Annotated in this window: 22 protein-coding genes; 10 read left to right on the plus strand and 12 right to left on the minus strand. The window is 43.0% G+C overall.

Annotation, left to right across the window (positions count from 1 at the left end; translation table 11 throughout):
• Positions 1 to 37: 37 nt before the first annotated feature.
• Both glyS and glyQ read right to left on the minus strand, forming a co-directional pair.
• Complete coding sequence (glyS, locus tag ACHUGF_RS14635) at positions 38 to 2,107, minus strand: glycine--tRNA ligase subunit beta (RefSeq protein ID WP_394132310.1); 2,070 nt, start codon at positions 2,105 to 2,107, stop codon at positions 38 to 40.
• A gap of 21 nt (positions 2,108 to 2,128) precedes the next feature.
• On the minus strand, positions 2,129 to 3,034 hold the full coding sequence (glyQ, locus tag ACHUGF_RS14640; RefSeq protein WP_394132312.1) for a glycine--tRNA ligase subunit alpha: 906 nt from the start codon (positions 3,032 to 3,034) through the stop codon (positions 2,129 to 2,131).
• 118 nt (positions 3,035 to 3,152) lie between these two features.
• Between glyQ and ACHUGF_RS14645 the strand changes: the two genes are divergently transcribed.
• On the plus strand, positions 3,153 to 3,713 hold the full coding sequence (locus ACHUGF_RS14645) for a DNA-3-methyladenine glycosylase I (RefSeq protein WP_394132314.1): 561 nt from the start codon (positions 3,153 to 3,155) through the stop codon (positions 3,711 to 3,713).
• Between the two features lie 93 nt (positions 3,714 to 3,806).
• Here the strand turns inward: ACHUGF_RS14645 and ACHUGF_RS14650 are convergent, their stop codons facing one another.
• The 5 genes from ACHUGF_RS14650 to fadB all read right to left on the minus strand — a co-directional run bounded on the left by ACHUGF_RS14650 (position 3,807) and on the right by fadB (position 11,559).
• On the minus strand, positions 3,807 to 6,986 hold the full coding sequence (locus ACHUGF_RS14650; RefSeq protein WP_394132315.1) for an amidohydrolase family protein: 3,180 nt from the start codon (positions 6,984 to 6,986) through the stop codon (positions 3,807 to 3,809).
• 286 nt (positions 6,987 to 7,272) lie between these two features.
• The gene (locus ACHUGF_RS14655; protein ID WP_394132317.1) at positions 7,273 to 7,719 is read right to left on the minus strand and encodes an MOSC domain-containing protein; all 447 of its coding nucleotides are present in this window, start codon (positions 7,717 to 7,719) and stop codon (positions 7,273 to 7,275) included.
• 2 nt (positions 7,720 to 7,721) lie between these two features.
• Positions 7,722 to 7,967: a sulfurtransferase TusA gene (gene tusA, locus ACHUGF_RS14660; protein ID WP_394132319.1), complete on the minus strand. Its 246-nt coding sequence runs from the start codon at positions 7,965 to 7,967 to the stop codon at positions 7,722 to 7,724.
• 249 nt (positions 7,968 to 8,216) lie between these two features.
• Complete coding sequence (gene fadA / locus ACHUGF_RS14665) at positions 8,217 to 9,386, minus strand: acetyl-CoA C-acyltransferase FadA (protein WP_394132320.1); 1,170 nt, start codon at positions 9,384 to 9,386, stop codon at positions 8,217 to 8,219.
• Positions 9,387 to 9,408: 22 nt separating this feature from the next.
• On the minus strand, positions 9,409 to 11,559 hold the full coding sequence (gene fadB / locus ACHUGF_RS14670) for a fatty acid oxidation complex subunit alpha FadB (RefSeq protein WP_394132322.1): 2,151 nt from the start codon (positions 11,557 to 11,559) through the stop codon (positions 9,409 to 9,411).
• Positions 11,560 to 11,788: 229 nt separating this feature from the next.
• Here fadB and pepQ point away from each other — a divergent pair, with 229 nt between their 5' ends.
• From pepQ to ACHUGF_RS14685, 3 genes are all read left to right on the plus strand, one after another.
• Positions 11,789 to 13,108 carry a Xaa-Pro dipeptidase gene (gene pepQ, locus ACHUGF_RS14675; RefSeq protein WP_394132324.1) on the plus strand — a complete coding sequence of 440 codons (1,320 nt, stop codon included), beginning with the start codon at positions 11,789 to 11,791 and terminating at the stop codon, positions 13,106 to 13,108.
• Entirely contained in the window at positions 13,101 to 13,715 is a 615-nt protein-coding gene (locus ACHUGF_RS14680; protein WP_394132325.1) for a YigZ family protein, read from the plus strand. Before pepQ ends, ACHUGF_RS14680 begins: the two co-directional genes overlap by 8 nt.
• A gap of 68 nt (positions 13,716 to 13,783) precedes the next feature.
• Positions 13,784 to 15,241 carry a TrkH family potassium uptake protein gene (locus ACHUGF_RS14685; protein WP_394132326.1) on the plus strand — a complete coding sequence of 486 codons (1,458 nt, stop codon included), beginning with the start codon at positions 13,784 to 13,786 and terminating at the stop codon, positions 15,239 to 15,241.
• A 68-nt stretch (positions 15,242 to 15,309) separates the two neighbouring features.
• Here the strand turns inward: ACHUGF_RS14685 and ACHUGF_RS14690 are convergent, their stop codons facing one another.
• The gene (locus ACHUGF_RS14690) at positions 15,310 to 15,618 is read right to left on the minus strand and encodes an ArsR/SmtB family transcription factor (RefSeq protein ID WP_394132328.1); all 309 of its coding nucleotides are present in this window, start codon (positions 15,616 to 15,618) and stop codon (positions 15,310 to 15,312) included.
• 177 nt (positions 15,619 to 15,795) lie between these two features.
• Between ACHUGF_RS14690 and hemG the strand changes: the two genes are divergently transcribed.
• On the plus strand, positions 15,796 to 16,329 hold the full coding sequence (gene hemG, locus ACHUGF_RS14695; protein WP_394132330.1) for a menaquinone-dependent protoporphyrinogen IX dehydrogenase: 534 nt from the start codon (positions 15,796 to 15,798) through the stop codon (positions 16,327 to 16,329).
• A gap of 84 nt (positions 16,330 to 16,413) precedes the next feature.
• Here hemG and trkA read toward each other — a convergent pair whose 3' ends face one another.
• From trkA to def, 4 genes are read right to left on the minus strand one after another with little or no spacing between them, the layout of a single operon-like run.
• Positions 16,414 to 17,823 carry a Trk system potassium transporter TrkA gene (trkA, locus tag ACHUGF_RS14700; protein ID WP_394132331.1) on the minus strand — a complete coding sequence of 470 codons (1,410 nt, stop codon included), beginning with the start codon at positions 17,821 to 17,823 and terminating at the stop codon, positions 16,414 to 16,416.
• A 15-nt stretch (positions 17,824 to 17,838) separates the two neighbouring features.
• On the minus strand, positions 17,839 to 19,122 hold the full coding sequence (gene rsmB, locus ACHUGF_RS14705; protein ID WP_394132333.1) for a 16S rRNA (cytosine(967)-C(5))-methyltransferase RsmB: 1,284 nt from the start codon (positions 19,120 to 19,122) through the stop codon (positions 17,839 to 17,841).
• Positions 19,123 to 20,073, minus strand: a complete 951-nt coding sequence (fmt, locus tag ACHUGF_RS14710) for a methionyl-tRNA formyltransferase (RefSeq protein WP_394132334.1) — start codon at positions 20,071 to 20,073, stop codon at positions 19,123 to 19,125.
• 8 nt (positions 20,074 to 20,081) lie between these two features.
• On the minus strand, positions 20,082 to 20,594 hold the full coding sequence (gene def / locus ACHUGF_RS14715) for a peptide deformylase (protein ID WP_394132336.1): 513 nt from the start codon (positions 20,592 to 20,594) through the stop codon (positions 20,082 to 20,084).
• A gap of 125 nt (positions 20,595 to 20,719) precedes the next feature.
• On the opposite strand from def, the gene ACHUGF_RS14720 reads away from it, so the two are divergent.
• The 5 genes from ACHUGF_RS14720 to tsaC all read left to right on the plus strand — a co-directional run bounded on the left by ACHUGF_RS14720 (position 20,720) and on the right by tsaC (position 24,614).
• Positions 20,720 to 21,823 (plus strand): LysM peptidoglycan-binding domain-containing protein, encoded by a 1,104-nt coding sequence (locus ACHUGF_RS14720; RefSeq protein ID WP_394132337.1) that lies wholly within the window; start codon positions 20,720 to 20,722, stop codon positions 21,821 to 21,823.
• 83 nt (positions 21,824 to 21,906) lie between these two features.
• Entirely contained in the window at positions 21,907 to 22,923 is a 1,017-nt protein-coding gene (dprA, locus tag ACHUGF_RS14725) for a DNA-processing protein DprA (protein WP_394132339.1), read from the plus strand.
• A gap of 2 nt (positions 22,924 to 22,925) precedes the next feature.
• Positions 22,926 to 23,399 carry a DUF494 family protein gene (locus ACHUGF_RS14730; protein WP_394132340.1) on the plus strand — a complete coding sequence of 158 codons (474 nt, stop codon included), beginning with the start codon at positions 22,926 to 22,928 and terminating at the stop codon, positions 23,397 to 23,399.
• A 64-nt stretch (positions 23,400 to 23,463) separates the two neighbouring features.
• Positions 23,464 to 24,027, plus strand: coding sequence for a DNA topoisomerase family protein (locus ACHUGF_RS14735; protein ID WP_394132341.1), 564 nt, complete (start codon positions 23,464 to 23,466; stop codon positions 24,025 to 24,027).
• Positions 24,028 to 24,047: 20 nt separating this feature from the next.
• Positions 24,048 to 24,614, plus strand: coding sequence for an L-threonylcarbamoyladenylate synthase type 1 TsaC (tsaC, locus tag ACHUGF_RS14740; protein ID WP_394132343.1), 567 nt, complete (start codon positions 24,048 to 24,050; stop codon positions 24,612 to 24,614).
• Positions 24,615 to 24,629 lie beyond the last annotated feature (15 nt).

Genomic DNA, 24,629 nt, shown 5'->3' on the forward strand with positions numbered 1-24,629 from the left:
AGGCGCTTTTTAAATTTCACATCACGGTTATTAATCGTTACTGCAATAGTGAGATATCAGCGGCATGCAAGAATTGCTCTCGCAGGCTGTTCAATAATGCTAAGCGGTTATGCTTAAGAGCTTCATCATCAGCCATCACCATCACATCTTCAAAGAAGGTATCTACACTTTCACGCAGGCTTGCTAGTAGCTCAAGAGCTTGTTGATAATTAGCTTCAGCAAATAGTGGTGCAAGCTGAGGTTGAAGTTCTGCTAATTTCTCTGCAAGTGCTTTCTCAGCATTTTCCACTAACAAGTCATTATTGATACTTGAGGCAATGCTACCGTCAACCTTTGCTAGGATGTTTGATACACGCTTATTTGCTGCTGCAAGTGCAGAAGCTTGCTCTAGTGTTCTAAAGTGCGCCACAGCTTTAATACGGCTTTCAAAGTCAGCAGGTGAAGTAGGGCGACGGGCCAATACAGCTAAGATAACGTCAACACTTACACCTTGATCTTGGTACCAAGCACGGAAGCGACCCATGAAGAACTCAAGAACTTGTTCAGCCACACTCTCATTACTTAAGTTATCACCGTGAAGTGACTGTGCTTTAGCAATTAAGTCGACTAGATCCAGTGGTAAGTTGTTCTCTAAACAAATACGTAAGATACCAATTGCCGCACGACGTAGTGCAAATGGATCAGCGGCGCCTTTAGGAGCTTGGCCGATACCAAAAATACCCACTAAAGTATCAAGTTTTTCTGCCAGTGCAACACAGACTGAGATCTCTGCAGTTGGTACGGTATCACCTGAGAATTTAGGCTTGTATTGCTCTGCAAGTGCTACCGCTACCGCTTCCGTCTCACCATCAAGACGTGCATAGTGCATGCCCATTGTGCCTTGTAAGTCTGTAAATTCCATTACCATATTGGTCATGAGATCAGACTTTGATAGTAAGCCTGCGCGTGATGCTTGTTCAGCATCTGCGCCAATTGCGGTTGCTATATAGCCTGACAATTCTGCAATACGGCTAACTCGGTCTTTAATAGTACCCAGTTGCTTTTGGAACACGACAGTTTCTAAGCTTGTTAAGCGAGACTCTAGCGTGTGCTTTTTGTCGGTATCGAAGAAGAACTCGGCATCAGCAAGGCGAGGACGAACGACTTTTTCATTACCAGAAATAATTTGCTGTGGATCTTTAGATTCAATATTGGTCACGAAAATAAAGTTAGGTAATAGCTTGCCGTTATTATCAAATACTGGGAAGTATTTTTGGTCACCTTTCATGGTGTAAACCAATGCTTCAGATGGCACGGCTAAGAATTTATCTTCAAAGCTAGCTGTTAAAACCACAGGCCATTCTACGAGCGATGCGACTTCTTCAAGTAGGTCATTTTCTAACTCTGCTACACCACCAATCCTTTGGGCAGCAGCTTCAGCATCAGCTTTAATTAACGCTTTACGGCGTTGATAGTCGGCTATTACTTTACCTTGCTGCTCAAGTTCAGTTAGGTAATTGTCTGCATGATCTAATTCAAAAGTATCTACGCCCATGAAACGGTGGCCGCGAATAGTGCGCGCTGATTTAATTCCTAGAATTTCGCCATCAATTAGTTCATCACCAAGTAACATAGTAATGGTGTGTACCGGGCGAATAAATTGTGTCTTGTTTGCTCCCCAGCGCATTGGCTTAGGAATAGGTAATTTATCTAAGGCTTTTTGCGCCATGCTTGCGACAAGGCTAGTCGTTTGTGCACCAACAACACTGGCCTTATGTAATAGCCACTCACCTTTGTCTGTTTTCAGACGCTCAGCTTGCTCTACACTAATACCATTACCACGAGCCCAGCCCATAGCAGCTTTAGTTGGGTTACCTTCAGCATCAAAAGCTTGTGCAACAGCTGGGCCACGCTTTTCAACGATTTTGTCAGCCTGAGCGACAGCAAGTTGTTCAATATAGATTGCTAAACGACGAGGTGCAGCATACCAAGTGGCTTTTTCAAAGCTAAGTTCAGCTTTGGTTAGCTCTTCACTAAAGTTTGCGACAAATGACTCAGCTAATTTACGTAATACCTTTGGTGGTAATTCTTCAGTACCCACTTCAATGAGTAAGTTTTCAAATTTCATTTTCAATACCTCTACTTACTCTTATTTACACATTGGGAAACCAAGCGCTTCACGTGCTTGGTAATATGCTTCAGCTACACCTTTTGCCATGGTACGAACGCGGAGAATATAACGTTGGCGCTCGGTAACAGAAATGGCGTGGCGTGCATCGAGAAGGTTGAATGCGTGAGAGGCTTTCATTACTTGCTCGTAAGCAGGTAAAGGTAGTGGTTTCTCTAAGCCTAAAAGATGCTGACAAGCCTTTTCACAATCTTCAAATTGTTTGAATAATACCTCTACATTGGCGTGTTCAAAGTTATATGTTGATTGTTCAACTTCGTTTTGATGGAAGATGTCACCATACATAACTTTACCCATAGGGCCGTCAGTCCAAACAAGATCGTATACGCTGTCAACTTCTTGAATATACATAGCTAAGCGTTCTAGACCATAGGTGATTTCACCTGTGACAGGGTTACACTCTAATCCGCCAACCTGCTGGAAGTAAGTAAACTGTGACACTTCCATGCCGTTTAACCATACTTCCCAACCGAGACCCCAAGCGCCTAACGTTGGTGATTCCCAGTTATCTTCTACAAAACGAACATCATGCACGTTCATATCGATACCTAACGCTTCCAAAGAACCCAGGTATAGTTCCTGAATGTTATCTGGAGATGGCTTAAGCACCACTTGGAATTGGTAGTAGTGCTGTAGACGGTTAGGATTGTCACCATAACGGCCATCAGTTGGACGACGTGAAGGCTGAACATAAGCACTGCTCATTGGCTCTGGGCCTAATGAACGCAAGAATGTCATTGGGTGAAATGTACCGGCACCAACTTCCATATCTAATGGTTGTACGATTGCGCAACCTTGCTGCGCCCAGTACTCTTGCAGGGTCATAATAAAACCCTGGAATGTTTTTACGTCGTGTTTCGTCGTCATATCCGCTTGTCTACTGGTTTAGGCTGAATAGAAAATGGTGTTGATTATACCTTGTAGATCCACGCTTATGTAGGTTATTTTTTACCGTACTGAGCAATTTTAATAATGAGTGAGCAATATGGACGTTAAACGTTGCCAATGGTGTGGTTCAGACCCTATTTATCAGGATTATCATGACCATGTATGGGGGAGGCCTGTGTATGATTCACAAGAACTGTTTGCAAAGTTGTGTTTGGATGGCCAGCAGGCGGGACTTTCATGGATTACTATTTTGAAGAAGCAACAAAACTACGAGCGTTTATTTGCTAACTTTGATGCAAAAATTATTGCCACTTTTGATGAGGCTAAAGTTGAACAGCTTTTACAAGATGCAGGCATTGTTCGAAATCGCCTAAAAGTAAACTCGATTATTAGAAATGCAAAGGCCAAGATAGCGTTTGAAGAGCAAGGTAATGATTTTAGTCAGTTTTTATGGTCGTTTGTTGGTGGTAAGCCAGTAATTAATCACTTTGCATCTATGTCTGAGTTACCTGCACAAACACCCGAGTCAGAGGCAATGTCAAAAGCGTTAAAAAAGCTTGGGTTTAACTTTGTAGGCCCCACTATTTGTTATGCATTTATGCAAGCGGTGGGAATGGTTAATGATCATACAACGGACTGTTTTCGTTACGGAAAGTGATACTCCATTAGCTTTGTTTATAGCTATAGAAAAGGGTGTTCCACGTGGAACACCCTTTTTGATTCATCAATTACTCTTAATTAATAGTGATAGCTACTTAGTCTCGAAAAAGAATGGCTGACGTTCTCGCTTATCACCATTCAACTCGTTCATGGTTTCTGCATTGTATAGCTTGCCATTTACCATCGTGTACGTGACTTTATCTGAACTGCGAATATCCTCTAAAGGATTGCCATCAATGACGATTAAGTCAGCAAGTTTTCCTGGTTTAATTGAACCTAACTGATGATCCATGCCAAAAGTTTTAGCTGGGTTAATAGTGGCTGTTTTCAATACTTCCATATTGCTCATTCCACCTTGAGCGAACATCCACATTTCCCAGTGTGCGCCTAAACCTTCACGCTGACCATGTGCACCAATATTGGCTTTGATGCCAACCTCATTGAGTTCATTGGCAACACGTACCACATTGAAGTGATTGTAATGCTCATCTGGTGCTGTCGTGCGACGCATAGAACGGGCATTCAGTAGATCACTTGGCACATATTGACTTAGGCGAGGGTGAGCCCAAACATCCGTTTTATCATACCAATAATGCTCACCAGAAATACCACCATATGCCACCACTAAAGTTGGTGTATAAGCGACTTCCGTTTGGCTCCAGAATTGTTTGATATCACTGTAGACAGATGCCGTCGGTAATGAGTGCTCAATCGTAGTGTGACCATCTGCAATCATCGTTAGGTTATGTTGTAATAAACTACCGCCTTCAGGTACAACCATCATTTCTAGCTCTCGCGCAGCTTGAATAACTTGTTGACGCTGATTACGGCGTGGCTGGTTGTAACTCTTAACACTAAACGCGCCAACTTTCTTTAAACGTTCTAGGTGGAATTTGGCATCATCCAGCGAATCCACATGGGATGTATAACCCGGTAAATTCGCACCGTACAATATTGTACCCGTTGAGAAAATACGTGGGCCGACAATGTTACCTGCTTTTTGTTGCTCAGAAGCGGCAAAGATTTCTGTCGTATCATTAGATGGATCATGTATTGATGTGACCCCTAACGCAAGACCAGCGTAAAGAGACCAGTTTTGTTGTGGGATGATTTCATCTTCACCTTGTGCACCATGAGCATGCGCATCAAATAACCCAGGCATGATTGACTTGCCTTTGATATCAATCACTTTAGCGTCACTTGGAATGTCAGTATTCGCATCGCCAACAGATAAGATTTTGTTATCCTTAACGATAACGACACCGTTATTAATAACTTGCTCATTTTCCATTGTGATTACTTGGCCACCGACAAATGCTACTGTTCCACGTGGAACATCAGCATCATGTTTAAATCCAATATCATGAACTGTAGGTGCTGGCTTAGCTTCTTTATCATTGTATTGAGTATTGACTGCAGCTTGATAAAGCTCGGGGCCGAGCGTCCAGTAAAGCGAATCACTTTTGCTATTCCAACTAATACTTTCACCAGCACGTGCACTTAATTGGGTGACAGGGAGGTTGTTAGCTTTAGGCCCAATATTGATCGTTTCTCCATGCTTAGCAAATGGTGTGACATAAACGCGGAAGCGCTCTGCAAATGCTAAGTGTTCACCATCAGGCGATACTCTGAATTCGGTAGCATGTTTACTTGTATAGTGAGTGCGTTTCTCATGACCATTTAAATCGATTGAAGCAAACTCTGGTGACTCACCGTAACCCATAAAATATACACGGTCATTTTCACTACCGAATTGTGGTTGATGCCCTGAAGCCGTGATAAATTGATTACGCTTACCTTTTGCATCAACTTGATAAAGGCCAGGTTCTTGTGACCAAGTTCGTGGTGTTATGTAGCCACCTTTAGCTTTTCGGTAAACCACTGTTTTACCGTCTGGGGAGAAGGTAGGTTCTACATATTTACCTGGCTCTTTGGTTAGCTTTTTACTTTTACCACCACGAGCACTGACAATGCGTACTGAGCCTTGGTCTTGATCATTCCATGTCGTAAACACAATTTGTTTGCCATCACGAGACCAAGTAGGGAAAAGCTCATTTACATTGTCATTTAAACGAGTTAAACGTTTTTGCTTACCGTCTTCAATGTCTCTGATCCAAATTTTACCCAGAGCTTCAAAAACGACTTTCTTACCGTTAGGTGACACTTGCGCCATACGGAGCATTTTCACGTCAAATTCGTCTTGGTCTAGATTTTGTGTAAAGCGTACAGATGGTTGCACATCCAGCTTAGTATCGACTTTAAATGGAATGTCTTTGACTTGCTTATTTTCAACGTTTAGACGGTTAATCTTACCGTTAGCCCAAAATACAATATCTTTATTATCATTTGTCCAAGACATTGTTGGATAAACACCATGAATAGCCCAAGTTTCTTGCATGTCTCGATCAAGCTTGTCATACAACTTGGTTTGCTCGCCAGACTTTAAATCAAGTAGGTATAGTGTTGATTGGAAACCATCGCGTTTAATGTAGGCGAGTTTACTACCATCAGGACTAGGTGTTGGGCGAATTGCACCACCTGTGCCTTGAATTAGAACTTTAATATCACCCGTTTGGGTGTCATAACGTTTAATTTTGTAGATGCCTTTCACCGAGTCTTTTGAGTAGTGGAAGGTTTTTCCTGGCGTTGCATCTTGGCTAAAGTAAATGTACCGACCGTCTGGTGAGTAGGCTGGTTCACCCAGATCTTTCTGATCATTAGGGCGCTCTGTTAGTTTTACACCTTCGCCACCAGCGACATGATACATCCAAACTTCACCGGCACCGAGTGAGCGGCTTGCGGTAAAGTGCTTACGCGCAACAAGGTATTGTGAGTCAGGACTCCAAGCTGGGCTGTTTAATAATCTAAATGTTTCTTTTGTTACTGGTCGTGGGTTTGCACCATCGGCATCCATTACCCAAATATTATCGCCGCCATCTTCATCTGATGTAAATGCAATTGATTTGCCATCTGGGCTATATACAGGCTGCATTTGCCATGCGATACCAGTTGCAAGCGCTTTCGCTTCGCCGCCAGAGATTGGCATTTGATATATATCACCGAGTAAATCAAAAACAACGTGTTTACCATCTGGCGAAACACTGACATTCATCCATGTACCTTCAGAGACATTGATGTCGACTTTCTCTAGTGGTGCTTGTGCTGGGGCATTGACTTGCCAGCCTGTTGCTTCATCTGCAACGCTGTTGGTGGTGACACCTAATGTTAACGCGATGGCAGTATAAATCGGCGTGAGTTTATGTGAAAACATGCAGTATCCATTCAGTTTGTAATTATTAGAATTTGAGCACGCAAACCATTGCAGCCCAATGAAGTCAGGCTAATTTATCTCATATATTGGTTTGAAGTAATAGTGCTTTTCTGTTTCTATTTATGACAGCCAGCCTTAATAGTGAATAAGCTTGATTGTATGAGTTAGAAACTAGTTTTGTGCGTAGAGAGGCTTGTGAAAGAATGGATAGCTTTTGAATGATTGATCATTTCTATTGGAGATTGCCGGTAATTTTAAGGCTTGGGTTGGGTTCGCGTTAAAGTGCCTATTCGTTTAATGAAACCTGATCTGTCAAAGTGATTTTGCCAGACTTAATGACTCTTGCTGTCACACCTCCGCGCCAGTCTGGAGATAATGCTGCCTCTAAGCCTTTAACGGCTTGTTCCATTTTTCCACATGGGTCGGTTTCGCCCGTGATTTCGAGTATGCAATCATTACCTATTCGAATTGATTTACCGACATCATTTGCTGAAAAAATATAACCCTCAATTAATAGATTAGCGCGTCGAGTTAACCAATCTAAAGGCTGTTGTAACTCATTACAGGCTTGCTGCCATTGTTGTGCAGAGAGCAAGGTTACTTGTCGCTTTCCTGGCCGGCCAAAAATATCATTATTAACCCCTTTCTCAACGGTCACATCGGCACTATCAACTGGCAGCATTTGGCCTAGTTTAGCCTTTTTGAAAGCAATGCCTGTTAACGTGATTGACATGATTACAGTCCTTTTTTAATTAAGTAGCGATAGGGAGTAGCACTAGTATCACTGGAAATTAAAGTATGATCCATAAATTCGCAAAAGCTAGGAATGTCACGTGTTGTAGCAGGATCATCTGCAATGATGAGTAGGGTTTCACCTTCTATCATTTTTCGTACTGCTTTACGGATCATCATGACAGGTTCAGGACAACGTAAACCAAGCGCATCTAATTGGTGGTTTGCTTGTTGAAAATTTTCAGACATACAACTTTATCGATAATTTGAATTGGCTTAATTTTACTCTTAGGTTCAATGGATGCCAAGTTTAGTCTTGGCTAATGTGAAGTGAAACCGGAAGGTAATGTTCCACAAAGAAACTGTCTTAAGTGAGTGTTTCACGTGGAACATGAGTGTAGCACATAGAAAAATGGGCCTAATCATATGATTAAGCCCATTGGAAACATTACTCTGATTTATTCAGTTAAGAATGTTTGTGCAAGTGAATACCAAAGATTAGCTATCTACACGCTCAAATATGGTCGCGATACCTTGACCTAAACCGATACACATAGTGGCTAGACCTAACTTAGCATCTTTCGCTTCCATTAGATTGATAAGCGTGGTTGAAATACGCGTACCTGAACAGCCTAGTGGGTGACCAAGTGCTATCGCACCACCATTCAAGTTTACCTTCTCGTCAACAACATCCATTAAGCCAAGATCTTTTACGCAAGGTAGAGATTGTGCCGCAAATGCCTCGTTCAGCTCAATTACATCCATATCGTCGATGCTGAGACCGGCACGAGCAAGTGCTTTTTGGGTGGCTGGCACAGGACCATAGCCCATGATGGCGGCATCACAACCGGCAACAGCCATTGAGCGAATGCGCGCGCGAATAGGTAAACCTAGTTCACGGGCTTTTTCTTCTTCCATAACTAACATGGCAGAAGCACCGTCTGATAGTGCTGAAGATGTGCCCGCGGTTACGGTACCATTTGCTGGGTCAAATACTGGGCGCAAACCTGATAAGGAATCCATTGAGGTTTCTGGGCGAATAACTTCATCATGTTCAACTTTAACTAGCACGCCGTTTTCATCATGGCCTTCAATTGCTACGATCTCGTTAGCAAAGCGACCTTCAACGGTTGCAGCATGTGCGCGTTGATGAGAGCGAACAGCAAACTCATCTTGTTGCAAACGAGTGATACCATGCATTTTACCGAGCATTTCAGCCGTTAATCCCATCATTCCTGATGCTTTAGCGACATTGTTTGCAAGACCTGGATGGAAGTCGACACCGTGGTTCATTGGAACGTGCCCCATGTGCTCAACACCACCAACGATGAAGGTATCACCTTGACCCGTCATAATCGCACGAGCAGCTTGATGAAGTGCATCCATTGATGAACCACATAGGCGGTTAACGGTCACTGCGCCAGCTGTTTTTGGTATACCGGCTAAAAGAGCAGCGTTACGTGCAATATTAAAGCCTTGCTCTAGTGTTTGTTGCACACAACCCCAAATCACATCTTCAATGGATTTAGGATCAAGTTGTGGGTTACGTGATAAAAGTGACTTCATCAATTCTGCAGATAAAGTTTCTGCACGTACATTTCTAAATACTCCAGCCTTAGAACGGCCCATTGGAGTACGAATACAATCTACAATTACAGCGTGTTTCATGATGTTATTCCTTAACCGCTAATTAGGCTGGGTAGTAGCTACCGTTATTGGCAGCAAGTTCGCGCATGGTATCAGTGACCTGATATAAGCCACCAAGGTGAGCGTACTTATCTGCAAGTGCAACAAAGTTGGCAACACCCATAGTGTCAATGAAACGGAATACGCCGCCTCTGAAAGGAGGGAAGCCAATACCGTAAACCAAGCCCATGTCACCTTCAGCAGGAGAAGCAATGATGCCTTCTTCTAAGCAGCGTACCGTTTCAATCACCATTGGGATCATACAGCGTGCGATAATTTCATCGGCATCAAAGTCTTTTAAGTCACCAAACTCTTGTTGCAGTAAACCGTAGCTAGTTGGGTCTAAATCTTTCTTTGGCTTGCCGCGGCGATCGACAGAATATTGGTAAAAACCAATTTTATTTTTCTGACCAAAACGCTCATTTTCAAACATGATGTCAATTGCGTCTTTTCCACTTTTACCCATTCGGTCTGGGAAGCCTTCAGCCATAACGGCTTGTGCATGATGGCCTGTATCTAAACCGACTACATCGAGCAGATAGGCAGGGCCCATTGGCCAGCCAAATTGTTTTTCCATGATTTTATCGACTTTGGCAAAATCTGCGCCGTCAGCCAGTAATCCGCTGAAACCTGCAAAGTAAGGGAATAAAACACGGTTAACAAAGAAACCTGGGCAGTCGTTAACAACGATAGGCGTTTTACCCATTTTGCTTGCATAAGCCACAACTGAAGCAATTGTTTCTTCAGATGTATTTTCACCTCGAATAACCTCAACCAATGGCATTTTATGTACTGGGTTAAAGAAGTGCATACCACAAAAACGCTCAGGTTTTTGTAGGCTCTTCGCCAGTAAGTTGATTGAAATAGTCGAAGTGTTTGACGTGATGATGGCATCTTCAGCAACTTGTTGTTCAACCTCAGCCAGCACTGATGCTTTCACTTTTGGATGCTCAACAACAGCTTCTACAACAACATCAGCATCTTTTACAGGTGCATAATCGAGAGCGGGTGTGATGTTGTTCAGCACTTTCGCCATTTTGGCTGGTGTTGAACGACCACGCTTTACTTGTGTTTCAAGCAACTTCGCAGCTTCACCTAAACCTAAATCAAGAGCAGGTTGGGCAATGTCTTTCATGACAATCGGTGTGCCTTTACTGGCGCTTTGGTAAGCAATGCCGCCACCCATAATGCCAGCACCAAGCACAGCAGCGCTATTAACGGGTTTAGCCTGTTTAGCTGCTTTCTTCGCTTTGCCTTTAACAACTTGGTCATTCAAGAAAATGCCAATTAATGCGGTAGCAGCTTCTGTTTTAGCCAGTTTGATGAAAGCTTTATTTTCAATTTTCAGTGCTTCTGCACGTGGTAAAGCTGCCGCTTTTTCAATGACATCAACAGCCATCATAGGCGCAGGGTAGTGTTTACCTGCCACTTTAAATACCATGCCTTTTGCTGTTGCAAATGACATCATAGCTTCAAGCTTTGGTAGTGTTAGTGGTGATAGTTTACGTTGACGACGTGCTTGCCAATCAAGTTTTTCAGCTAGTGCATCTTTTAGCATTTGAATAGCTGCTGCTTCGAGTGCTTCTGGTGCAACAACGGCATCAATGGCACCAACTGCGAGAGCGGCTTGTGGTTTTTGTGGCTTACCAGTTGTAATCCACTCTAAAGCATTATCAGCACCAATCACGCGAGGTAAGCGAACCGTACCACCAAAACCAGGGATTAAACCTAATTTGGTTTCTGGTAAACCGATACTGGCTGATGTATCCGCAACACGAAAGTCAGTCGCAAGGATCGTTTCGCAACCGCCGCCCAGCGCAAAACCGTTTACTGCAGATACAGTTGGAAACGGTAGATCTTCAAGCTTGTCAAAAACCGCACTAGCTTCTTCAACCCACTTTAATAGTGTGGTGTCGTCTTGTTGGAATAAACCTAAGAATTCTGTAATGTCTGCGCCAACAATGAATGTACTTTTGGCAGATGTTAATACAAGAGCTTTAACATCTGATTGTTGGTTTAAGCTGTCTAATGCAGCATCTAATGAGGCGAGAGTTTCCCTATCGAACTTGTTGACCGAGCCCGGTGCATCAAAGCACAGCTTGGCAATATTATCTTCTAGTAACTCAACCTTAATGGTAGGGCTTTGGTAGATCATTGCTTGCTTCCTTATTGCTTAAGCGATTTCCACATCATTGTCCGTGTAGTTATCAAGCTTATTTTTACAGCATGTAGGTCATCTGTTGACCAGTTGCAGAACAGTGTGCGTGGAAATGAGATAAATTACAACACCCAATTTAAACGATCGTTTAATAATTTGTCTTTGATGTGCATTTTTAAGATTGTGATAGACTGTCGAAGGAAAATTATTGTCACAAGGATTGAACATGGATCTGCTTGCAAACCTATATCATAACCACATTGCAGAGTTAAATAGACGTGTCGCGCTCGTGACCGAAAGAGAAGGAATTGATGGATTAGTTATCCATTCTGGCCAATTACATAGACAGTTCCTAGATGATATGGATTATCCCTTTAAAGTGAATCCTCACTTTAAAGCTTGGTTGCCGCTACTTGATAATCCAAATTCTTGGATTATTGCTAACGGTAAAGATAAGCCGACGTTAATTTACTATCGGCCTGAAGACTTTTGGCACAAGGTGAACGATGTACCAAATACCTTTTGGGTTGAGCACTTTGATATAAAACTGCTAACTAAAGCCGATCGCGTTGCTGAATTATTGCCAAAAAACGTTAAAAGCTGGGCGTATATAGGTGAACACCTAGATGTAGCTGAAGTATTGGGTTTTACGTCGCGTAACCCCGATGCTGTATTAAATTTTCTGCATTTCCATCGCGCAGATAAAACCCAGTATGAGCTTGAATGCTTAAGACGTGCAAATCAAATAGCAGTGAAAGGGCATGTTGCGGCCAAACAGGCTTTTTATAACGGCGCAAGTGAGTTTGAGATACAGCAGCAATACTTATCGGCAATAGGTCAATCTGAAAATGAAGCCCCATACAGCAGTATTATTGCGCTTAACCAAAACGCCGCCATATTGCATTACATGACATTAGAGCACCAAGTACCAGCTCAACGACATTCATTTTTAATTGATGCTGGTGCCAATTATCATGGATACGCAGCGGATATATCACGGACGTATGCTTTTGAAAAAAGTCGGTTTTATGAGTTAATTGTGGCAATGAATCAATTGCAGCTTGAGATTGTTGATTTAATGAAGCCGGGTGTGAAATACCCTGATTTACACATTGAAACTCACGCCAAGCTGGCAAAAGTATTAAATGACTTTGGCTTAGCATCAGGTGATGTACAGCAGTTAATTGAATTAGGTGTGACACGGGCATTTTTCCCACACGGGCTAGGGCACATGTTAGGTCTACAAGTACATGATGTTGGCGGCTTTGCCCATGATGAACGTGGTACCCATATTCCAGCACCTGAAGCACATCCTTTTTTACGCTGTACTAGAACGTTAGCCGCAAACCAAGTTTTTACCATCGAACCAGGCTTATACATTATTGATAGCTTGTTGAGTAAGCTTGATAATCAGGCCAAAGCAACGGTCAACTGGCAACAAGTTGATGACCTTAGACCCTTTGGTGGCATTCGTATTGAAGATAACATCATTGTGCATCAAGACCGCAATGAGAACATGACGAGAGAGCAAGGTTTAGTTGACTGAAGAATATCTGATCCCGACGGCTGAGTTGGTATTTGAAGAAGAGATTAAGCGCAGTCGTTTTATCTCTTTTCTGTTTCATTGTGATAATCCACAACAGTTGAAGTTAGTACTTACTCGCGTTAAAGAGCTTTATCCTGGGGCGAGTCATTATTGTTATGCTTTTGTTTGTGGTGATCCATCGGATCAAGTAAACATGGGATCTTCTGATGATGGTGAGCCATCAGGCAGTGCTGGTCGGCCTATGCTAGCTTGCCTGCAAGGTTCGGATGTTGGTGAAATCGGTGCGGTTGTCGTACGCTATTTTGGTGGAACCAAATTGGGTGTCGGTGGACTGGTTAGAGCCTACTCTTCCGGAATAAAACAGGCTTTACCACAACTACAAACTACACTTAAAACACGGATGTATCCGGCCACAATCAACTGCAACTATAATCAGTTGGCAGATGTTGAATATGTCATTAATCAATGCCAAGGTGTGGTGCTAGATAAACAATTTACCGAAATGGTCCGCGTGACATTTGAAGTATCTAAGGCGCAACAATTACAATTTAATCAATTGTTAGCGACACAAACCCAAGGAGAGCTACAAGTTAAGTTTACAGCTTGAAGCGATAGTGCCAAAATGTCATTTACTTGTTAATTCCCTCTAAACTCTAGTGGTCTGCGGCGCGCTAAATGCAATATAAAACAATTATAAGAATCACAGGTTTATTGATGGGGTTGTTCTCAATCACCATGTTACCACCAGCTTTAGTGGCTGTGATCTATAAAGACGGTGGTGGTACCGCATTTATACAAGCTTTTTGTTTGAGTTTGTTCCTCGGTTTTTTACTTTGGTATCCCAACCGCAGACAAAAGGGTGACTTACGTACCCGTGAAGGTTTTTTGATTGTCGTATTATTTTGGACGGTACTGGGTTCTATCGGTGCTTTACCCTTCATCTTCACTACTGAGCCTAACCTTAGTTGGACTGACAGCTTCTTTGAATCATTTTCTGCCCTTACAACAACAGGGGCGACAGTCATCACTGGATTAGACCATTTACCTAAAGCCATTTTGTTTTATCGCCATTTACTACAGTGGATGGGTGGTATGGGTATCATTGTACTGGCCGTCGCTATTTTACCGTTGTTAGGTATTGGTGGTATGCAGTTGTACAAGGCTGAGGTGCCGGGGCCGGTTAAAGACAGTAAAATGACCCCTAGAATCGCCGAAACTGCAAAAGCGTTATGGTATATCTACCTAATGCTAACTGTGGCGTGTGCATCAGCATTCTACTTTGCTGGAATGGATGTGTTTGATGCGATTTGTCACTCGTTCTCAACCATTGCAATTGGTGGTTTCTCTACTCACGATGCCAGCCTTGGCTATTTTAATAGCCCGCTTATTAATGTTATTTGTGCTGTGTTTTTATTGATTGCAGCGGTTAATTTTAGTTTGCACTTTGCAGCATTTAGTCGCCGCGGGATTAATTTAAAGGTTTACTTTAAAGATGCAGAGTTCAAGGCGCTTATTGCTATTCAGTTAACGCTCACTGCTATCTGCTTCTTCACGCTTTATCAATCTGGTGTATATGACAGCGCAGAAGAAACATTGGATTATGCATTTTTCCAAGTTGTTTCTATTTCAACCACCGCTGGGTTTGGAACAGAAAGCTTCCATTCTTGGCCGCTGTTTTTACCCGTACTGTTGATTTTTTCAAGCTTTATTGGTGGCTGTGCTGGGTCCACTGGTGGCGGTATGAAAGTCATCAGATTGATTTTACTCTTCTTACAAGGTTCACGTGAGTTAAAGCGATTAATTCATCCTAAAGCCATGTACTCAATTAAGATTGGTTCAACAGCACTGCCTGATAGAATTATTGATGCGGTGTGGGGGTTTTTCTCTGCTTACGCATTGGTATTTGTGATTTGCATGATGATATTGATGGCGATGGATATGGATGCCATTACTGCGTTTAGTGCAACTGCAGCCAGTATCAATAACCTTGGCCCCGGTTTAGGTGACGTTGCCAGCAACTATGCCTCTATTAGTGATGGTGCAAAATGGGTACTGGTCGTGGCAATGTTGTTTGGTCGATTAGAAGTGTTTACCTTGTTGGTGTTATTTACACCGACATTTTGGAAAAATTAGTCAAATGCTTTAGATAACGCTAAACGGATCACGCTTACGGAAATCCGTTTGCTTTCCGCCATTGCAGCCTATTGGGCGCAATATTGGCGATGTAATATTGAAATGATCTCAGTTACTTGCTCATTTTTAAGTGTGTAATACACAATTTGTGAACTTTTTCTTGTCGCCACTAAATCTTGTTTACGTAGCACTGCCAGGTGTTGAGATAAGGCCGATTGGCTTAATGGTACGGTTTCATTTAACTCGGTAACGCTTAACTCTCTGTCTAATAAAAGACACAGAATCATTAAGCGATATGGGTTAGCAATGGCTTTCAACCACTTCGCAGCGGTATCTGCATTGTTGAGCATGGTACTAACGTCAATTTCTTGCTGCATTTAAGTTACCTACGACCAATCTACATCTGAAGTGTTTATCATACTGAGACAGTAAATTTAACACAATTGAATTAGTTAAATTATATGAGCTATTTCTAATTTGTGATCCTGAGTGGGGTATCGTCAGTGTTTTTTTGCCACACTACAGCCAATGTGAATTATTAGGTTTAATTATTTATGGCAAATATTTTGGTGGCTTACTACTCTCGCGGTGGGCACACGGCTAAAATCAGTCAGGCTATTGCTCAGCAGATTATTGCGCAGGGAGATCAAGCTGAGGTTGTTAATATTAATGACACAAATGAAATCCAATGGGATAAATTCGATGCCGTAGCGCTGGGGGCTTGTGTGCTTTATGGCTCATACCATAAGTCAGTATTTGAGTTTACTCGCCAACATCAGCATGAACTAGCCAGCCGACCTCACAGCTTTTTTTGTGTGAATGTGGTGGCAAGAAAGCCTGAAAAACGCATTCCTGAAAATAATAAATATTTGCAAAAGTTTCTTGAGTTATCAGAGTGGAAACCACAAGACGTCAAAATAATAGCCGGTAAAGTGGATTACCCTTCTTGGACTTGGTATGACAGCTTAGCCATTAAGCTAATCATGAAAATGACCGATGGCCCCACAGGCTCAAAAGATGTCATCGATTACACTGATTGGGATGATGTTAATCAGTATGCTGAGCATGTCGTGCACTTAGCTAAATAACGGTATGTTGAGATGCAAATAAAAAAGCTGAGATTTATCTCAGCTTTTTTTGTGGAAACAGTGACTAACCAGTAGAAATAGCGACTAAAAGAAAAATGCACTCGGCTGGAATAACTTTTCAACTGCGCCAACGTATTTCTTATGCACCAGGAATAAGATAACGTGGTCACCTTGCTCAATTACCGTTTTATCATGTCCCATTAGTACCTCATCATTTCTCACCACAGCACCAATCGTTGTGCCCGGCGGCAGTTTAATTTCGCTGATTTTTCGGCCGACCACTTTCGAAGTGTTTTTATCACCATGAGCAATCGCTTCAATGGCCTCCGCTGCACCGCGGCGCAGTGAGTAAACATTGCAAATATCACCCTGACGAATATGGGTTAACAATGCCGAAATCGTAGCTTGTTGTGGCGAAATAGCGATATCAATATTCGCTTCCTGAACAATATCAACATAGGCCTCACGCTGGATAAGTACCATGACTTTCTTAGCGCCGTTTTGCTTGGCGAGCAGGGCTGACATGATATTGGCTTCATCATCGTTGGTTACAGCAATAAACACGTCAGTTTGTTTGATGTGTTCTTCGAGCAATAACTCTTGATCTGATGCATCCCCGCAAAAAACGGTGGTGTGTGTTAGTTTTTCAGATAGTAATTCAGCACGTTCTTGATTACGTTCAATCAGCTTGACTGAGTGCTGGCGTTGTAGTTTTTCTGCTAAACCAAAGCCAATATTACCGCCACCTGCAATCATTATGCTGCGGTAAGAGTTATCCAACTTTTGCATTTCACTCATCACTGCGCGAATATGGCGGCTGTCGGCAAGGAAGAAGACTTCATCATCAGCCTCGATGATGGTGGTGCCTCGCGGCATAATGGCTTTTTTCTGTCTGAAAATGGCCGCCACTCGGGTATCAATATTCGGCATGTGCTCACGCAACGTGGCAAGCGCATTCCCAACAAGTGGACCACCATAGTAGGCCTTTACTGCAACAAGGCTTAATTTTCCTTCTGCAAACTCCAATACTTGAAGTGCGCCAGGATACTCCACTAAGCGTTTAATGTATGACGTTACTAGCTGTTCAGGCGCAATTAATTCATCAATAACAAAGCCACCACGCAAACTTTCATCAGACTGCTTAACTTCTGTTTTAATAAATAACTTGTCCTGTAATTCTAGGTAAGGTTCTGAACGAATACGGGCAATTTTAGTGGGGGTACCAAACAAGCTATAGGCAATTTGGCAAGCTGCCATATTACACTCATCGCTGTTGGTGACAGCAATGAGCATGTCGGCATCTTCAGCGCCAGCTTGCTTTAACACACTTGGATGGGCACCGTGTCCGGTAACAACACGCAAATCAAATTTATCCTGTAGGGTTTTGAGTCTCGCCCTGTTGCTATCTACCAAGGTGATATCATTATTTTCACCTACTAGGTTTTCAGCTAACGTGCCGCCAACTTGTCCAGCACCTAAGATAATAATTTTCATTGTATGTTGTAGACCTTATATAGCTTTGACCAATCTCGCGTAATAAAAACCGTCCATATCATCTTGGCCCGGTAATATTTGCCAGCCAATGTCTTCTGCTTCTGGTTGTTGCTCAATGGCGACTAACTTTGCATCGGGTGTGCTGGCTAAAAATGCAGAAACTTGATCACGGTTTTCCTGCGGTAATATAGAGCAAGTGGCATAAAGTAGCGTGCCGCCAGGCTTTAGCCATTGCCAGCAATGCTGCAATATTTGTTGCTGCAGCGCTGCAAGCTCTTCTATATCTTGGTTTTTACGCAGCCATTTAATATCTGGATGACGTCTAATCACCCCCGTAGCAGAGCAGGGGGCATCTAATAAGATTCGGTCGAACTTATCGCCTTGCCACCACGATGGAATATCTGCTGCATCTCCATGAATAACTTGCGCTTTTAATTTCAGCCTGTCCAGATTTTGTTGTACACGTTCCAAACGTTTCTCATCGAAATCAACGGCTGTTAGCTGGACCTCTGGGGCAATCTCTAATAAATGACACGTTTTACCACCCGGTGCGGCGCAAGCATCGAGTACGACTTCGCCATTTTGAGGCGCCAAAAGAGAAGCGGCCCATTGTGCGGCACCATCTTGTACAGACACACTGCCACTAGCAAAATCAGGTAATGCATTCACATCAGTCGGCTTGGCAAGCAATATTGCATCCTCGCCAGCACCCGATTGAGCATCAATGCTTTCAGCACTTAACTTTGCCAAAAAGTTTTCACGAGTTTGTTGTTGCTGGTTATTACGTAACCACATCGGGGGGCGTTGATGACTTTGCTCAATGATTTGCTGCCATTGAGTAGGATAGGCTTGCTGTAATCGTTTAATGAACCATGCCGGTGTGTTGTATTTCAACGTATCTACTGAATCACATAAAGGCGCTTTTTTGCGCTCAATATTACGTAATACACCGTTGACTACTTTGACTAAGCCATTGAACTTTAATTGACGACAAGCTTCAGCCGTCTCGGAAACCGCTGCATGTGCGGGAATACGAGTGAAGTAAAGCTGGTAACAACCAACAATGAGAAGCTGATGGATAATACGTTGCTTGCCTTTGAATGGCTTGGATAAACAGTCGCTGACACATTTATCTAGCTGGGGCAGGTGACGCATGATGCCATAACAAATTTCAGCAAGTAGGGCTTTATCTTTACCATTCTCAACATGCTGCTGTTGTTCTGGTAGAGCGACTGATAACGAGATACCACGCTCCAATACATCAAATACAGCTTTGGCTGCTAACGCACGTACATTCATTTACTCTGTTCCTAGCTGGGTACCTGGTTCAAACCATTGGGCGCGTGAATTTAGTACGTCGGCGGCTGATAGCGGTTTTTTATTAGGAAGCTGCAATGTTTCAATGACTAAAGCACCTTCAGACGTGGCAATCGTGATGCCAGCTTTATTTGCCGCAATAACGGTTCCTGGCGCTTTGCCTAGATTATCCTGTGTGAATCGACTCTGCCAAACTTTGATCGTTTGCTGCTCATGGCTGAAGTGACTAACCGGCCATGGGTTAAACGCGCGGATCTCTTGCCAAAGCTGCTTAGCCGGTTTTTGCCAGTCTAGTTTTGCTTCTTCCTTAGACAACTTTTCTGCATAGTTAGCCTGTGTGTCATCCTGTTTTTCAGCTTTTAACGTGCCAGCGCTTAATCCAACGAGCGCTTCAACGAGAGCATCAGGGCCTTGTGCTGCAAGCTTTTCATATAAAGTTGCTGACGTGTCACTATCTTCAATTGGCAAATGCGTTTTGAGTAACATGTCTCCAGTATCTAGGCCAATATCCATTTGCATAATGGTTACGCCTGTTGCCTCATCTCCGGCCCACAAAGCACGCTGAATCGGAGCTGCGCCACGCCAGCGAGGTAAGATAGACCCATGTACATTAATGCAGCCTAATCGAGGCGTATCGAGCACAACCTGCGGAAGAATGAGACCATAAGCCACAACAACCATGATATCAGCATCTAGAGCCGCGAGTTCTGCTTGCGCTGCTTCATTGCGTAATGATTTAGGTTGGTAGACAGGTATCTCATGTTCCATTGCCAATGATTTAACTGGGCTTGCTGTCAGTTTTTTACCTCTACCAGCTGGTCTATCGGGTTGCGTATATGCGGCAATGACCTGATGCGGAGAGTCGATTAAAGCTTGTAAATGACGCGCAGCAAAATCCGGCGTGCCAGCGAAGATGATTTTTAGCGGTTTCAAAATAAATCCTATGCGTTACGGGCGGCTAAACGTGCTTCTTTCTCTAGCTTAGTCTTAATCCGTTGACGCTTTAGAGGTGATAAGTAATCAACAAACAACTTGCCTTGTAGGTGATCCATTTCATGTTGCAGACAGATGGCAAACAATTCATCTGCTTCAACGGTAAATTCTTCACCGTTTCTGTCTTGTGCTTTTACTGTGACCTTTTCTGCACGATCGACTTTGGCATAGATACCTGGAACAGAGAGGCAACCTTCTTCATTGGTAAAATCACCTGAGCTGGCAATAATCTCTGGGTTGATAAAAATTGTTGGACGCTCAACGTCGTCTTGCAAATCCATTACGATTAAACGTTGGTGGAAATCTACTTGTGTTGCGGCAAGGCCAATGCCTTTTTCTTCGTACATGGTTTCCAGCATGTCGTCGATTTGGGTTTGTAGTGCTGGGCCGAAATCTGTGACGGGTTTAGCAACGGTACGTAATTTTTCGTCCGGGAAACGTAAAACAGTTAGTAATGACATATATAAACTCTTAACAAGTCTGTAAAATTTCAGCCAGTTAGCTATACTGGCATGTGTGAATAGGGTAATTTTAATCCTAACGGACTATCAATAACAGCAAAAAGCGCTTTTAAACGCTTATTAACATGGACCTCGGCATGAGACGTTTACTTATACTTGCTTTATTAGCATTAAATTTTACCCCGGTTGAAGCTGATACCCTCACCCTAAAATCGGGCCACCCAGACACCTATGTTGTTAAAAAAGGTGATACCTTATGGGATATTTCTGGCTACTTTCTCAACGATCCTTGGCGCTGGCCTAAATTATGGGGAGTAAATCCTCAGATTGCCAACCCTCACTTAATCTACCCAGGTGACAGGCTCACCCTTGTTTTTATTGATGGTGAACCTCGGTTAGTTGTCAAAAAACATATCAAGAAAAATGTCTCTGGACGTATTGAGCCAAAAGACGGTGCAATACCACCTGTGGACTTGTCACTTATTCAAAACTATTTGGTACAAAATCGGGTTGTTGACCCAGAGTGGTTAGCCACCTTGCCGATTGTCATGAGTGGCGAAAGTCCATCTCGTTTCCATACAGCTGAAAACGTTATCTATGTGAACCGAGCGCTAGCAATGGGCGCAAAAGTAGCTATCTACGAAGAAGGTCGTGAGTTCACCGATAAAGAATCTGGTGAATCATTAGGGCAAGAGATTATTTTAGCTTCCAGCGGCCGTGTTATTGAATCTGGCGATGTTTCAAAAGTGAAGTTGCTGAGCAATATTCGTGAAACGCGTGTGGGTTTCAAAGTTGCCCCTGTTGATGACGGTGATTTATTACCTGCTTACTTTATGCCTAAAGCCGCGCAAGTTGATCAAGCCTCAATTCTCGCAATTGAAAAGTTATCTCGAGAAGCTGGTCGTTTTGACGTGGTTTATTTAGATAAAGGTAGCGAGCAGGGCATTGAAGCTGGTCATGTATTTTCTATGTACCGCGACGGTGAAGAAATTGTCGTGAATAACGAAGATGAACCTGTTCGTAAAACTGACCGTTCAAGTTACGATAAAGTTAAGGCGCATTTCTCAGATGATAACGTGGTAAAAATGCCTGATATTTATCACGGTAACTTAATGGTATTTAAGGTATTTGATAAAACCAGTATGGGTTTGATTATGCTTAACCACCGCCCAGTTCGTGAAGGTGATAAGTTGACTATCCCTGAGACTGTGACATTTAAAGGTGAATAATTTCTGATAAGCTGGTCGATTGGCTAGTTGTTTATGCAGTTTCTGGGCTAGGACCCGCTCGGATTAAGCAATTACTGTCCCGCATGGATGTGGAAGAGTTACGACAAAGGTTAGAGTTTGAGCAAGACGCTCTGCCTTTGTCGTCAAACTTGTTGTCTCGTCTTAAGCTTAACCCCGTCAAAGTAGAGCAAGCACTTGAGTGGCAAGACCGCCATGAAAACCATCACCTGATTGCCTTTGATGACCCTTTATACCCACCATTATTATCGCAAATAACAGATCCACCACCAGTGCTCTTTGTTAAAGGGGCGCCAGAACAATTATTAATACCAAGCATTGCCATAGTGGGCAGCCGTAACGCCTCTCCAGGAGGCATCAATGCGGCGCAAAACCTTACGACTGAGCTTAGCCAGCTTGGGTATAGTATTACTAGTGGTATGGCATTAGGTATTGATGGCGCAGCGCACCAAGCCGCGTTAACATGCGGCGGTGCGACAATTGCCGTACTGGGCACTGGAATTGATTGTGTTTATCCTAAACGGCACCAATCTTTGTATCACCACTTGGTTGAGTCAGGCTGTGTAGTTAGCGAGTTTTGGCCTGATACGAGCGCTTATGCAGGCAATTTCCCAAAGCGTAATCGAGTCGTTACGGGAATCGCTTTAGGAACGGTTGTGGTAGAAGCAACGATAAAAAGTGGCTCTTTAGTGAGTGCGAGGCTGGCAATGGAGCAAAACCGAGAAGTCTTTGCGGTACCAGGCTCTATCTTGAATCCTCAGAGCCAAGGTTGCCATGAGTTAATTAAAAACGGTGCAAAGCTTGTCACCTCTGCGGCCGATATAATAGAAGAAATACCAAGTTTATCGCATCACCACCTTGAAGAAGTGAGAAAACGTCACCATATAAGCGGTGAAGAGCAATGTCATTTGCCATTTCCGTCGCTGTTAGCTAGTGTAGGATATGAAGCAACGACAATTGATAGCGTCGTTGAGCATAGTGGGAAACCAATAGATCTGGTGTTAGTACAAATGCTTGAACTTGAGTTACAAGGTTGGGTTACGCAAGTGCCCGGTGGTTACGTCAGACTAAAGAGGAGTTAGCCATGTTTGATATCCTCATGTATTTATTTGAAAACTATGTTCATAGTGAAGTTGAGTTATTAGTCGATGAAGACGAGTTAACAAAAGAGCTAACTCGTGCAGGTTTTCATCAAGTTGATATTTTAAAAGCCTTAGCTTGGTTAGAACACCTTGCTGATTTACAAGAGGGTGATAAACCCTATCTTTGCAATCATGCCCAGCATTCGTTTCGGATATACACCGAGGCTGAAACGACTAAGCTAGATGTGGCATGCCGTGGCTTCTTATTATTCCTTGAGCAAATTCAGGTGCTCAATGTGGAATTAAGAGAAATGGTCATAGATCGCGTTATGGAGTTAGATGACCCAGCTTTGGTGTTAGATGATCTAAAATGGGTAATCTTAATGGTACTGTTTAACGTACCTGGTAATGAGTCCGCTTATGAGCAGATGGAAGATCTTATCTTTGAGCAGCCAGAAGGCAGGTTGCACTCATAGCGTGAGTAACATTAAGGAGGCTTAGCCTCCTTTTTTGATCGTATATTCCTACATCGAGAAGTAGATGTCTAAAATAGATAACCAATTATTCAGCGTGCACGAACATGCTTTGGAAAAGGAATTTGAATTGTGCCCGGATTGTGGCTGTGAATTGTCGGTAAAGCACAGCAAGCACGGGAGCTTTGTGGGCTGTAATAACTATCCTCACTGCGAATATAGCCGTCCATTAGTGCAGCATGAGTCGATAGAAACGCAAGTTATTTCAGGCTCAGAATGCCCTGAGTGTGGTCATGAGCTAGCGGTGAAGTCTGGCCGTTTTGGTATTTTTATCGGTTGCACTCATTACCCAGAATGTCACCATATTGAGAAACATGACCAAACCAAAGAACAGGATAAAGTGCCTTGCCCCCACTGTAAAACAGGTCATATGGAATCGCGCACCAGTCGTTATGGTAAAACTTTCTTTTCGTGTAGTGCTTATCCTAAATGCAAATATATTGTAAATTACCCGCCGGTTAATCAGGCTTGCCCAGATTGTGGCTTTGGTATGTTGGTGGAACGCAAAACAGCTAGCGGCCACCGAGTCGAATGCCCACAAAAAAGCTGCAAGTATAAGCATTCAATTTAACAAGGATAGGAAGCAATATCATGCAACAGTTACAGCCTGATGCAGTGGTTTCAATTATCGAGCAAGGTGGAGTCATTGCATACCCAACAGAAGCCGTATACGGCTTAGGTTGTGACCCAGATAACGACCTCGCCATCGAAAAATTATTAGCGGTGAAGCAGCGCTCTTGGAAAAAAGGCTTAATATTAGTTGCCAGTAGCTTTGAACAATTAACTCATTATGTTGACACCTCCCAATTGACTAACGAACAATTACTGTTGGCTCACAGTAAGTGGCCCGGACCTTTCACGTTTATTATGCCTGTGACAGACAATGTTTCTCACCTTCTTAAAGGACAGTTTGATTCCATTGCGGTGAGGGTGTCAGCCCACCCTGTGGTAAAAGCCCTTTGCGAAGCAACCAATAAGCCATTAGTATCAACCAGTGCTAATTTAGCTGGCGAGCAACCAGCCATGAGTTTGGTGGAAGTAGTTTCAAGTTTTAGCGCCAAGATTGATGGCGTAGTATTAGGGGAGCTAGGTGAGCAAACTCAACCATCGACAATTATCGATGCAAAGTCGGGTCAAATTCTTCGAAATGGAAATTAATAATAATGGCAAAAG

Origin of the sequence: Shewanella maritima (assembly GCF_043643735.1) — a bacterium.
In the GTDB taxonomy this organism is placed as follows: Bacteria; Pseudomonadota; Gammaproteobacteria; order Enterobacterales; family Shewanellaceae; genus Shewanella; species Shewanella maritima_A.